This is a genomic window from Vibrio sp. SCP2, assembly GCF_059295395.1.
Map to the genome: position 1 here is coordinate 1,502,512 of NZ_JCAFVV010000001.1, position 13,113 is coordinate 1,515,624.

Annotated in this window: 11 protein-coding genes; 3 read left to right on the forward strand and 8 right to left on the reverse strand. The window is 45.6% G+C overall.

What is annotated here, in order from left to right; all coding sequences use genetic code 11:
* The first annotated feature begins 102 nt into the window (after nucleotides 1-102).
* Nucleotides 103-1,770: an ATPase RavA domain-containing protein gene (locus AC5O63_RS07205; protein ID WP_004745657.1), complete on the forward strand. Its 1,668-nt coding sequence runs from the start codon at nucleotides 103-105 to the stop codon at nucleotides 1,768-1,770.
* 9 nt (nucleotides 1,771-1,779) lie between these two features.
* Nucleotides 1,780-3,225: an ATPase RavA stimulator ViaA gene (gene viaA, locus AC5O63_RS07210; protein WP_494504437.1), complete on the forward strand. Its 1,446-nt coding sequence runs from the start codon at nucleotides 1,780-1,782 to the stop codon at nucleotides 3,223-3,225.
* A gap of 23 nt (nucleotides 3,226-3,248) precedes the next feature.
* On the opposite strand, the gene AC5O63_RS07215 is transcribed toward viaA, so the two are convergent.
* From AC5O63_RS07215 to AC5O63_RS07240, 6 genes are all read right to left on the reverse strand, one after another.
* The gene (locus tag AC5O63_RS07215) at nucleotides 3,249-4,550 is read right to left on the reverse strand and encodes an NtaA/DmoA family FMN-dependent monooxygenase (protein WP_494504438.1); all 1,302 of its coding nucleotides are present in this window, start codon (nucleotides 4,548-4,550) and stop codon (nucleotides 3,249-3,251) included.
* Between the two features lie 9 nt (nucleotides 4,551-4,559).
* Nucleotides 4,560-5,471, reverse strand: a complete 912-nt coding sequence (locus tag AC5O63_RS07220) for a siderophore ABC transporter substrate-binding protein (RefSeq protein ID WP_494504439.1) — start codon at nucleotides 5,469-5,471, stop codon at nucleotides 4,560-4,562.
* Nucleotides 5,472-5,570: 99 nt separating this feature from the next.
* On the reverse strand, nucleotides 5,571-7,634 hold the full coding sequence (locus tag AC5O63_RS07225; protein ID WP_494504440.1) for a TonB-dependent receptor domain-containing protein: 2,064 nt from the start codon (nucleotides 7,632-7,634) through the stop codon (nucleotides 5,571-5,573).
* Nucleotides 7,635-7,866: 232 nt separating this feature from the next.
* Nucleotides 7,867-9,072 (reverse strand): multidrug efflux MFS transporter EmrD, encoded by a 1,206-nt coding sequence (gene emrD / locus AC5O63_RS07230; RefSeq protein WP_494504441.1) that lies wholly within the window; start codon nucleotides 9,070-9,072, stop codon nucleotides 7,867-7,869.
* 210 nt (nucleotides 9,073-9,282) lie between these two features.
* Nucleotides 9,283-9,591: a cysteine-rich CWC family protein gene (locus tag AC5O63_RS07235; RefSeq protein WP_494504442.1), complete on the reverse strand. Its 309-nt coding sequence runs from the start codon at nucleotides 9,589-9,591 to the stop codon at nucleotides 9,283-9,285.
* Nucleotides 9,592-9,672: 81 nt separating this feature from the next.
* On the reverse strand, nucleotides 9,673-10,608 hold the full coding sequence (locus AC5O63_RS07240) for a DMT family transporter (RefSeq protein WP_494504443.1): 936 nt from the start codon (nucleotides 10,606-10,608) through the stop codon (nucleotides 9,673-9,675).
* A gap of 145 nt (nucleotides 10,609-10,753) precedes the next feature.
* Between AC5O63_RS07240 and AC5O63_RS07245 the strand changes: the two genes are divergently transcribed.
* Nucleotides 10,754-11,215, forward strand: a complete 462-nt coding sequence (locus AC5O63_RS07245) for an Lrp/AsnC family transcriptional regulator (RefSeq protein ID WP_494504444.1) — start codon at nucleotides 10,754-10,756, stop codon at nucleotides 11,213-11,215.
* On the opposite strand, the gene AC5O63_RS07250 is transcribed toward AC5O63_RS07245, so the two are convergent.
* On the reverse strand, nucleotides 11,202-12,260 hold the full coding sequence (locus tag AC5O63_RS07250) for a GGDEF domain-containing protein (RefSeq protein WP_494504445.1): 1,059 nt from the start codon (nucleotides 12,258-12,260) through the stop codon (nucleotides 11,202-11,204). The genes AC5O63_RS07245 and AC5O63_RS07250 overlap by 14 nt on opposite strands.
* 89 nt (nucleotides 12,261-12,349) lie before the next feature.
* Nucleotides 12,350-12,826, reverse strand: coding sequence for a MarR family winged helix-turn-helix transcriptional regulator (locus AC5O63_RS07255; protein ID WP_494504446.1), 477 nt, complete (start codon nucleotides 12,824-12,826; stop codon nucleotides 12,350-12,352).
* Between the last annotated feature and the right edge of the window lie 287 nt (nucleotides 12,827-13,113).

Consider the following 13,113-nt stretch of genomic DNA (forward strand, 5'->3'; position numbering starts at 1 on the left):
ATAAAGATTTGTCCAAACTTCAAATTACACTTGTAACAGAGTGATAACAAATGTATAAAATTATACATACATGCCATCAGGTTAACCTTAGGAGAGCGCGAAATGATTAGCCCAAATCGAGTGTCTCACTCACAAAAAGCGTTGCTCTCAGAACGAATCAATAAATTGGCGCAAGCCTTATCTGACGGTGTCTATGAGCGCGAAGAAACCATCAAACTTTGTTTGCTCGCAGCTTTGGCGGGTGAAAGTGTTTTCTTATTAGGTCCTCCGGGGATCGCAAAAAGTCTTATTGCAAAGCGCCTTATCCAAGCTTTTGATAACTCCTCTTACTTTGAATACTTAATGACCCGCTTCTCTACTCCAGAAGAAGTGTTTGGTCCGCTTAGTATTCAAGAACTCAAAGATAATGGTCGCTACGTACGTTTAACAGAGGGCTATTTGCCAACGGCGCAAGTGGTTTTTCTTGATGAGATCTGGAAAGCAGGTCCAGCAATTCTTAATACGTTGTTAACGGTTGTTAACGAAAAGACGTTTAAAAACGGTAGCGATATTGAGCGTGTACCAATGAGGCTGCTGGTCTCTGCATCGAACGAACTGCCAGATGAAGATAGTGGCCTAGAAGCCTTGTATGACCGCATGTTGGTGCGTGTGTTCGTCAACCGAATTCAAAATAAGCAGAACTTCAAGTCTATGCTGACGGTGGGTACTGCGCAAGAAGCCAAGATACCAGAAGGCTTGGCGATTACGGATGAAGAGTACCATCAGTGGCAATCTGAAATCGAACAACTTGAATTGTCTGATGCAGTCTTTGAAAAGTTGTACGAGTTGAAGAGTCTGCTAGAGAGCGCTGCCACGGCAGCCAGTGGTGTCGAAGCAGAAGACAGCGATATGTATGTCTCTGACCGTCGTTGGAAGAAAGCTGTGAAGCTGTTAAAAGCAAGCGCCTATTTTAATGGTCGTGACTCCATCAACCCGCTTGATCTTTTGTTACTGCAAGATTGCTTGTGGAACAGTCCAGAGTCACGTGACGTGGTTCGTAGTGTGATTAAGCAGTTTGCTCTCAATCATGCGTTTGATCAGCAAGATGTAGAGCAGCAAATCACTCTCTGCCGTGAAGAGTTAAGTGATATTCAGGATGAACTGGAATCTGAACTGAGTGTGATGCTGTCGATGGAGTCTACGACGGGGCTTTTGAAAAAGCAGCAGATCAATAGTTACGACATTTCAGATGCGAAAAGCTACAAGGTCGGCAGCACCTTTGATCTTGTGAAACTTGTCCTGCTGCAAAGCAATATGTCTGTCACTGAATCTGAGAAGGGCGATAGCCGCTGGGTGTACGTTCCTAAAAATGAGTTGGAGCGTGTCATCAAAGAGGGACATGGTGACGTCTATGGTTACGTTAACCAAAACACCAACATGTGCCGCTTTAGGTTCGATGTCGATGCTGCCAACAATCTCGTGATCAAAGATATTGCTAATCGTGGTGTGTTGGTGTCTATCGTGACTGACAAAGGTTTAGACGCGTCACTATTCCAAGAGTGGTTTACCAAATCAGAGCAAGCAATGGCGCAGCTAGAACTTGCTGAGCATCACTTGCGTAAAGTTCGCTCTGATTTCCACGGCGCCTTACCGCACGGCTTCATTGAGCAAGAACTGCCGAGAGCGATGGAAGCGAGTTTGCAGAATCTTCAGCATGTGTTGGAATCAACGAAAACTGAATGTGAACGTACGGTTTTCCGCTTTAAGCATTTAGACGAGTTCTTCTCTTAAGGGGCCAGTATGTTAGGAGCAGACGGTTTAAACTTAGCGCTAGCCATTGCTGAATCAGGAATCATTGACACAGCAGTGAATGACTTAATGGCTCGCTCGCAAGTGATGGCGATGGCAGAAAACCGAGGGGTAAAAACCTCGGTGAAAAACCATCTGCTTAAATGGCGCGGCAGTGTGAAAAAGCGTATCACCAAGGTGTGTGAAACAGAGCGTTTTCAGCAAGAGCTCGCTCTGTATCAAGAGGTGATCCACTGGGATGAATCGCGATTCTTCGAAGAAATTCCTGAAGTTCTAAAAAAACTAGAGTGGCACTCTGCTTTTTACCTACAAGCGCGTCGACTGCTTGAAAAGAACAAAGGGCTGAGTAACCCGATGTTCCCGCATTACTTCTGTGACCAATGGTATCAGAGCCTCTCTGACGCGATTCGACAAGCGCAGGTTTCTGAGCTTGAAGCCAACAAAGAAAAGCTTCTTAAAGATCTCTATCAGCGTATGGAAACCATGAAGAGCATGGATAGAGTGACAGAAGAAGGTGACGAAGGCAGTGTTGGTCGTCTGTGGGATATGGCTTCAGCGAAATTGAGTCAGTCCGATCTGACGGTTATGAAGCGCCATGCGGAGTTCTTAAAGAAAAACAAAGGGCTGCAAGAGATCAGTGAAAAGCTCGGTCGAATGGCGAGCCAAGTAAACGATCCTGATCTTAATCGCGCTCCTGTTGAAGAGCCGCAAATGGTGGAAGAGAAGGCCGATGAAGCGACCGACGATATTGTCGGTATTCACGAAAGCGACGACCTTAACAAGCTACTACCAAACGAAACCATGTTTTTGGCATACCCTGAACTTGAAGTGGTGTTCTATAAACACCTCGTCGATAAGCGCTTGATGAACTATCGTATGCAGGGCAAATCAAGAACGTTACGTAAGGTTCGTGCGCAGCAACCTGATAACAAAGACGCAGAGGTTGAAAAAGGGCCTTTCATTATTTGTGTCGATGCCTCTGGCTCTATGACGGGGTTTCCTGAGCAATGTGCAAAGGCAATGGCTTACGCGTTAATGCAAATTGCTTTGGCTGAAGACCGTGATTGTTACGTTATGCTGTTCTCTACCGAACAGATTACCTATGAGTTAACTAAACAAGACGGGTTGCGTGAAGCGAGTGATTTCTTAAGCTACAACTTCCACGGTGGAACAGACATTGGCCCCGTGATCATGAAGTCGATCGACTTAATGTGTGGTGATAAATACAAGAATGCGGATCTAGTAGTGATTTCTGACTTTATTGCACCTAAGCAGTCAGATGAGATGATTGCAAAAGTAGATGAGCTAAAAGCGCGTAAGAACCGTTTTCATGCCATTAGCTTGTCTAAGTATGGTAACCCAGAGTTGATGGCCATGTTCGACCATAGCTGGGCGTATCATCCTAACCTAGTCGGACGCCTAATGAAGAAATGGTAGCGCGCTACCATCTCTTACTTTTCTTAGCTCTGTATATGCTCCGCCAAAGTATTGCCCTTGTACTCTGACTTGAACCATCCCTGTGACTGCAGTTTGGGAATCAAGTGGTCAAAGAACAGATCTACACTATGAATGGAGCCAGCAGGCACCGCAATTATCCCGTCGGCAGCACCGAGTTTAATTCTCTCCACTATTTCATTAAACGCCTCTTCTACCGTCCCGACAATAAGCCAATGTGAAGCCCCAATGACTTCGGGGCGAGAAAGTAGCGTCTTGAGGGTAGGAGACTCACGCTTTATGTAACGGGTCAGTAGATTAGCATGTGTTTGACTAGCAGCAGTAAACCCTTTTGGAAGCATCTCATAGTAGATCACTTGATCGAGGTCGGTAGTGGAAAAGTCGATACCTAGATTTTTCTTCAGATAGCTAAAGTATCTCGCTTTATCAATATCTTTATGAGCAGACTCAAACAGCTGGTAAGCCTCTTCCTTGCTATCTGCTAAGTAGAGGGCAACGCCGGGTAATACCTTGAGTTGGTGTGGTTGGCGACCATGGGCAATACAGCGTTTAGCCAAGTCTTGCTTTAGTTCCAACCCCGCTTCGATATCTGGGGTGGCGGCAAACATTACATCTGCGACTCTGGCGGCGAAATCGCGCCCCGAATCTGAGGCACCTGCTTGGAAAAATGGCATACGACCTGTTGGATGACTTGGAATATTCAGCGGGCCTTGCACATCAAAATGTTCACCATGGTGATCGATGTTGTCGATATAGGCTAAGTCTGCGAACTGGCCTGTCTTTTTGTTAGCTTTGACGGATTCGTAAGGATAGCTTTGCCATAGCTTAGTCACAACGTCGACAAATTCAGACGCTTTATGATAGCGCTCCTGCGACGTCGGCATCTCACCCAATCCAAAGTTTTCGTTTCCTCCAAGTGCCGTGACTATGTTCCAGCCTGCGCGACCTTGGCTCAAGCAACTCAGTGATTGCAGTTGCCTTGCGGCGATATAGGGCGGGGTAAATGTGGTTGAGATAGTAGAGACAAGACCAATTTTATCGGTATGACTTGCCACAGAAGCAATCAGAGGGGTAGGGTCGAAGCCAGAAAACCCCGCTTCATACTCCACGGCTTCTTTGGCGAGAAACAGGGTATCTGGAGAGAACATAAAATCGAGTTTGGCTCGCTCAGCTCGTTGGGCGAGAGCGATATATTGATCAATGTCGAAAATGTGTTCGACGCCGCTGTCTTGGCGTCTCCATGCTGAACGAGTTAGCCAACTCATCGCCAGAGCCATGCCGATACAGATTTCGTGAGAGTCTTTCATTGCTAGCTCCTAGTGACTCTCATGCAAAACGTCTTCAACGTCGCTAATCATACGCCTTGTCGCGGTCACACCACCCAATGAGAGATACCAAGCATCCATATCGACAAACTTGATATGACCATTTTGGTAGGCTTTGGTGCCTTTGACTAACGCGTTGTTAAACTCATCTTTCGTACGACTTGAAAGCTTGTTGCGTAGTTTGTCGGAATCAAAGACAAATAAGTATTCTGGGTTGTTCTGACTAATAAACTCGAACGAAATAGCATCGCCGTGTCGTTTCGGTTTTAAGCCTTCTGCAGAGGGTAAGAAACCAAAATCAACGTAGATAGAAGCAAAGCGTGATTTTTCAGAAAACGCGGTAATGTTGCCTCCGATACTCATCACGGTTAGCGCTTTTGCAGGGTTTGCGGTGTTGTGCTGTTTGATGGATTTAAATTCGTCGTTGAGAAGCGCAATCTCTGATTCAACTTTCTCCTCAATATCAAAAAGTTGCGCTAGGTTACGCCACTGCTGCTTGGTGCTTTGCCAATAGCTCCCGCTTTCTGCCGGAGAGATAACAATCGTCGGCGCGATTTCTGACAGCTCTTTGTATTTTGCAGCGATTCGAGGGCCAATGAGAATGACATCGGGTTTTACTGTGTAGATGTTTTCAAAATCGGCTTCAAACAAAGTGCCCGCAGAATGATAAGGCGGATTGGTATATTTATTCAGGTAGTCGGGTAAATAGTCTTGTGAAGTGGCAACAGGCTCGATACCAAAATGGTCGAGCATATCGATGATGCCAACGCCAATAGCAACAACGCGTTCAGGGTTGTATTGTACGGTCGTTTGTCCTAAATCGTGATTGATAGTTACCTGTTTGGCGTGAACCGAAGCAGAGACTATAGCCAAGACCAGTAAACCTAAGAATCTGTTAATCATGTACATATTCGTCCTTGTGTAATACCAATCGGAATAAGTCTCTGAAAATTTACTTATCCCGATTGAAATAATGGAGCGACTACTCGCTCCGCTATTGTTTTAGAAGAAAAGCTCGACTGAGGCACCGATCATGCGCGGCTTCTGCTTAAGTGGCTGATCCGGTGAAGGTGCGTAACTAACGAGCGTCTCCTTGTCTGAATCAAACAGATTGGTTGCAAACAAGCTTGCTTTTCCATGTTCAAATAGGTAGGAAACTTGAGCGTTAGCGGTCCAATATGGGGCGATCTTAATCTCAGAATCATTGTCTAGATCTGAGAAGTACTCGCCAGTGTAGATCGCATTGGCAGAGGCCTCGATATTGTCTGTTACGTTATAAAGGGCACCAAAGTTGGCGCTTAACCTCGGAGCTCTAGGGAGTTCTTTGTCTTGACCACCCGCGCTAGCCGTTTGCGTGTACTCGGTTTTGAGTAGACCAAGATTGGTAAACAATTCTAACTGATAGGTTGGCAACCAGCGCGCACCCAGTTCGGCGCCATAGGTATGAGCTGAGTTAAGGTTTTGGACAATCACGTAACCGTCGTCACGCAGTTGCTGTACCTGCATATCGTCGTACTGATTGAAGAAGATATTAGAAGTCAGCTCTACAGTATTGTTGAGTAGTCCATGTCGCGTATAAAGCTCGTAGTTCCAAACGAACTCCTCTTTGTAGTCGTAGTTGATGAAACCTGCTTGAGGGATTTTAGCGTTGAAGCTGAGTCCCGCTCCGCCGTTGTTATAGCCTTTGGCAACATTAAAGCCGATCGTATGGTTAGACGTCGGTTTGTAAGCAATATCAAATTTTGGCAAGAAGACCGAAGTGCTTTCATCATAGTCGAGTTTGTGAAGTTCCACCTTTCTCTTCTTATGCTCTTTTTCAAATCGGCCGGCAAGCGTAACGAAGAGCTGTGGAGTCACAGAAAAAGTGACTTCAGCAAACGCAGATTGCGTCTCCTTCTCGTCAGTCATAGGGCTTGTGCCCCTGCTGTTTGTGAACGCTTCGTCTTGAGAGGCTTTAAAATAGCGAGCGCCGATAAGGGCTGTCAGCTTGTCATCATCGGACTGGTATCGTAGCAGTGGCTCGATGTGGAATTCATCACCATCGGTCACGAAATCAGCTTGATGGCCTGTTGGGTCGGTAATACGATCGTAGTCGAATTTGCTTACGATGAGCTTATTTTCGAACGTCCACTGGTCTGCGAACTGCCATTCAATATCCCAGATACCGCTGGTGGCGCTCGTCTCATAAACGGCTCGTTTGGCTGCAAACGTATCGCCGATGACGTTTTCATTTTGTGGCGCTCGCGTATCCATGTAGTCAATGGCGAGAACACTTTTGAATCCAGCCAGAGAGGAAGGTTCAAATAGAAGTTTGGCTCTTGCTGAAGTTGACTCTATCTTTCGTGTATCGCCTGCAGGGGAGTAGTTTTCGAGATCAATATGACTTTTCTGTTTTTGTTGATCGACGCTTAGACGAAACGCAAGTTGGTCTTGAACGATAGGTGCGTTGATCATTGCGGCGGTTTGTGTGTAGTTTTGCTCAGCAACGCCACCTTTAACGCGCGTCTCAAATTCGTGAGTGGGATCGTTTGTTTTGATGACGATTGCCCCTGCGGATGCGTTTCGCCCTTGGATATAGCTTTGAGGACCTAAATGCACCTCAACTTGTTGAACGTCCCACAGCGAGCGAGGGCCAAAAGCGATTTCCGAATAAGTCAGCGAACGTCCATCCATAGATAAATTAAGTCGCGTTGATGTCCCCGCAAAACTGGCTATACCACCAACCGATGGCCCTGAACCATCAATACCACGTACCGAAGGTAAGCTGTTGCCCAAGCCGGGGTCGACCATATTTGGTGTAAGCTTTATCAAATCACTGACATGTGTTGCCCCTGGTGTCGAATCAATTTTATCTTGGTCGAAAACTTGAACGCTAGAAGCGGTGTCATAGAGGGAACGTTCAATTTTTTCACCGATAACCGTCACAACATCGAGTGTGGTTGTCTCGGGGGATGTTTGTTCGTCTGCGATAGCTAAAGGGCTAAATAGAAGAGTAGAGACTGCTGAAGCAAGAATCGTCTTCCTTGGTTGATTAACGGCTGCGGCATGGTAACGCTTAAAGGCCATGAGTAAATCTCCGTATCTTTTCTTGGGGAAAGCGTGAAGCAGTCCAAGGTAAGAATACGCATTGGCTGATTCACTTATATTTTTCGAGAGGGAGATATAGCATGGCGCTAATTTTTAATGCAAATGAGAACGGTTATTAATTAAGTGCAAAGAGTTATGCAAAAAAAGCAAAGCCAGTCATGGCAAGGGATTGAGAGCACCCTGCGTGGGTGCTCTGAAAGGGGAAATTAGATTAGTATGCCAGAGGCATCTCGTTGGATGGGTCTTTTTTTCGGTACACGCGAATCAAACCAACTAACGCTAATACCGACATAATGAGCATTAGTGCGCCTAATGGCATTTGATCAGGTGCTGGGATTAATGACGCACCTAGCGTCGCTATACCTGCGCCTAGGTTTTGCATTCCTCCTAGTACCGCGCCACCTGTGCCAGCGTGGTAAGGCAGTGGAGACAGTGCGCCTGTGGTTGCCGCAGGAAACAAAATACCAGCACCTAAGAAGTAAACGGTCGCACCGCCAATTAAGCTTAGCGCATTAGTATGTCCAAGCAGGCCAGGTAGTAAGATGACCAATGACCCGAGCATGATTGCGACTAAGCCTACCGTAAGAGCGCTTTTCTCGTTACGTTTACTGGCAATATAGCTAGATAGCGCAGCACCTACCAAATACCCTGGAATTGGCAGTACAAACAGCAGGCTCACTGTTGTTGCCGGAAGTTGTAATACCCCGCCGAGTAGAACACCCGCGGCTGCTTCAAAAATCGCAATACCAGAGAAGGTTGCCACCAGGCAGATCAAGTAGCCTTGAAAGCGACGATCTGACAAAACATAACGATAACTGCTAGTGACTTTTTCGTAGCGACGTTTTTCACGCGGCAATGTTTCCATAAAGCTGGTCATCATAGTAATGACAACGGCAATACCAAACAGAGCCAAGAACAAGTAGCTAGAGCGCCAGCCAAACGCTTCGGTTAGGTAGCCGCCAAGTACGGGTGCAATCAATGGTGAGAAAATCACACACATGCTAATTAGGCTGTTTACTTTATGCAGCTCTGCGCCTTCAAATAGATCGCGAGTCAATGTACGTGACATTGCACCACCACACCCAATGCCAAGACCTTGGATAAAGCTACCGGCTAGAAACCAATCGTAGCTATGAGCAAACAAAGCAACGATAGTACCGACAATATAAATCAGCAAGCCAACAACGATGATCGGTTTACGTCCTAATCTGTCTGACAATGGGCCGTAGATAAACTGCGAAAATCCGTAAGGGATCAAGTAGCACGCCATCACAGCTTGCAGGGCGGCAGGCGTCACTAAAAACTCACTCGCCATATGACCAATGGAAGGCACATACATGGTTTGAGTCATTTGACCAACAGCAGTCAAAATTGCGATCAGGAAGGTTAACTTAATCACTTGAGAAGACGCAGACATTTCTACAACACCTAAATTCAAAGCGCAAAAAACACTAACTTTGAGTAAACAAAGCTAATCATTAAAGTAAACAAAGGGAACTATCAGGCGCGAGATATTAGAGTGAGTTGGCGAGTCTGGCAATTGAAAAGTGTGATCTTAAGCAAGATAAAAATTTTGATTTTAGATTAGAAAAACTTATCCAAATTTATATGCTGCCAAAGCTGCCTTTTATGCAGTCGGCAGCTTAGATAAACACTTGCGGCATAAGCAAGTATTGGTTTTTGTCAGATCTGACGTGTCGCGTTTTTCAATCTCAAAACACCAGCAAGTTGACTTACCTTGGCTGATATCACATTGAGCAGGCTGATGGCATGAAGGGCAGTTATGCGTGGAGATTTTACCGCTAAGATTTGCCATTACTTGATCGCGCACTTGATCAGAAAGATGACGCCAGTTAACAATTTCATCCATGGTGCGATGGCATCCACTACAGATCCCATCGTTATTTTTACAGGCAGCGATACAAGGTGTTTTCAATGTCTGATTCCACTATAGCTAGGTAAGTGCAGGACTATACCGAGTTAACAGCGCAACATCAAAAATAACCACCTAATGAGATCACTTAGCCCCCGATTTAAATGATGGGGGCTGATACTGAAGCGAGGTGTCTTTTTTCATCAGGATGTTGCTTGCAATTAAACTCCCTACACAAATAAGACTCAGTGCTAGCCAACTTAATGGTGAAGGGTGCTCATTGAAAACAGGTATCGCAAGTAGAGTTGCAACCGCTGGGGTTGCAGCGCCAAATGCGGCGGTGCGTTCAGCCCCTAAGATTGATATTGCGTGAAGGTAAGTAAAGGCAGCGATTAGGCCTGCTCCAACACCTTGCAGCATGATGTGCCCACCTAACTCTCTCCATGGCCACTCAGTAGGGTTATGTTGATAAAGGTAACTGTCGAGCACACCAGTAAAAATAAGGCCGCATAGAACGAACATGGACATAAGAGAGATTAGTCCAGAGGCCGCTAACGGATTTAGGTTCGAGACACGGGCACAAATAGTAAAGGTTGCCCACATTGCACTACCGATAAGAAACAGCATCTGACCTTGCAGTAAATCAGAATGAGCATTGCCGACACTTTGCATTAGAAAGGTGGCGATGCCACCAACCACAAGCGCTAAACCAAAAATTCGGTGAGAACTGAGTGGCTGTTTAAAAATCAATACCGCGATTCCAGACACAAAAAGAGGGAGTGTGCCGGGGATCAGAGCACTGCCATCTGAGACTGGAGCGAACTTCATCCCTGTTCCGGCAACAAGCAGATACGGTAAGCCGCTACCAATGAACATACCGAGAAGATAGCGTTTAGGAACCGCAAGGATCGCCTCTCTGGCTTTGTAAACGAGTGGGAGTAACACAACACAGGGAATGATAAAGCGCGTGAGCGCGATATCTGCCGTGAGCAGTTCTGAGTGTGCTCCACTTCTCAGTGACAGGAAGAAACCAGACCAAAGTAATAGCGTGGCAATCATTGCCAAATATCCAGAAAGCATTTCCGTATGTGACCAAAATTAAACTTGTGAATATTATGAGACGTAACGGGAGGTTAAATCTGGCAATATTCATTACTATATCGAGTAATATTGGCTGAAACAGCCAAATTATATCATTTATTAGCTAGAAAAAGGCGCAAAGCTTATGGATCGAATTGATAAGCACATCTTACGTTTGCTTCAGCAAGACGCTCGTCAGTCAACAGCAGATATTGCAGATAAGGTTGGTTTGTCTGCTTCGCCTTGCGCGAGAAGAATTAAGCGACTTGAAGAGTCAGGAATCATTGCTAATTATCGTGCAAGCCTAAACAAAGATCTTATCGGTGTAGGTATGACGGTGTTTGTTGAGGTGAGCTTAAACAACCACCAAGCGTTGAGTATTGATGATTTTGAACAAGCGGTACAAGAAATGGATGAGGTGATCAGTTGCCACGTTGTCTCTGGAGCGTATGACTATCTTTTAGAAGTAGTCAGTCATGATTTAGCAGGGTATGAATCTTTCACTCGTAAGTTGCAGCGTTTAGAAAACGTCAAAGACATTCATACCCATTTGGCGATTCGCCAAGTCAAAGGGGGGAGTGAGCTGCCAATCTTTAGCGGAGGTTAGCACGCCCAGATATTTCAATTTCCCGTTGTTCAAATTGTGCCGACATAGAGGGCGTATAGTATGACACCCTGTCACGCCCTAAACGTTTAGATTCGTATAACGCTAGGTCAGCGCGCTTCATCCATTCGCGAATTTCTGTAAAAGGTTCGGATTCAGCGACGCCAACGCTGATGGTTATCCCCGTAGAGTTAGCATGAACAGTATGCCGAATTTCTTTGGCGATATAGTTCATGATCTCTTCAGTAAGCAGCCGATCCTTACCATGAAAGATAAGAAGAAACTCGTCACCACCTAAGCGGAAAAGCTTATCAGACGGCCCCATATAGCGATTGAAGGTTTTGACAATCAGCATTAGTACCCTGTCTCCCACATCATGACCATAACGGTCATTGATGTACTTGAATCGATCAACATCCACGATGGCTATGGTGGAGGTGGAGTAGTGTTCAATCGCCTCTTCAAGGGAACTGCTGAGTTCGTGTCGGTTAAATGCGCCAGTCATAGGGTCACGGACGAGTAAGTTATGCATGTCAGCCTGTAGTTTGCGTACGGCTCCAACAACCACGTGAACCAAGATGGCAGTTACGATCAAAGAGATGACGTACCGAGCGGTAATCCCATGGTCAACATGGAGTGTTGCCGCATAACCAGAGGTCGTGATCATAATCGCGTTGGAGATGATGGCTTCGCGCTTCGGCAGAAGAAAAATGATTCCGATAACGACTGGGTAAAGCCAATACGTCCCCAATGTACCAAAAATGGCAACGGTTAAGATTGCGGATATGATGAGTAGTGAAAGCGGTAGGTAATAACTAAAAAAAGTCTGCTTATTGTAAACAATGGCAGTGACTTCGAGCAGCAATGATATTTCAAAGGCGAGCAAGACAATACCTAGCATCAACTCGCCGATGATAATGTTTTTAACCCCGAGTGGTACGAACACGAGTAGCGTTATCGTGGCGATAACTTTTAGCAACTGTTTTTGTTGCGTTAAGTCGAGTATCGCCTCGTCGTGTTGCTTATGTAATGTATCACTCTTACCCATTACATCCTCTCTGACTGCTAGTTAGAGTTTATTATTGTTGTACCAATAAACGTATGCTCAAAGCAGGATGAAAGCAAATTTCTGGGTGGTTATTCAGGCTTAGTAATGCTACCTAACTCAAGGACTGGCGCGACATCGATATCTTCCGCATTCATCATTGAAGAAATACGTTGAACCGAAGATAGCATAAGCGACTGTTCCCACTCTTCTAAACGCTGGAACTTGGTAATAAAGCTTTGCTGCAGTGGGGTTGGTGCTTCGAGTAACAGCGCCTGACCTTTCTCAGTCAGATGGGCGTGCACTTTACGTTTGTCTTTCACACTACGCACGCGCTGTACAAGACCATTGCGCTCTATACGATCGAGTATGGTGGTCGCCGTCGCTTGGCTCATATTGGTATGGTCCGAAAGTTGGCGAATCGTCACTTCACCTAGCTCTTTAATCGAACGCATTAGGATCAGTTGAGGGCCGGTAAGACCAGACTCCTTACTGAGTTTTTTTGAGTGTAGATCGATCGCTCGGATGATTTGGCGAATCGAGACCAGAACTTCTTCGTGCTTTTCCAATGCGTTTCCTTGGTTGGTCGAGAGTTGGTAGAAAAAAGTAGGCGAAAAATACCTGAAAAAATCGACGAAAAAAAGTCTCAATTATCACAATTTTTCACACTGTTTTTGCCCTCTCTTGTTTATGGTTTAGTGTACTTATTTAGTGTTCAAACAGTATTGAATTTTGAGTGTAACCTAAATTGGTTAATATCCAATCGTTCGGGTCGCCATTTTCTTAAATTATGGCTAAAAAACAGCTTATTACTGGCACAAACCGACAAGAAGCGTACAATATTGAGAGCTGTATC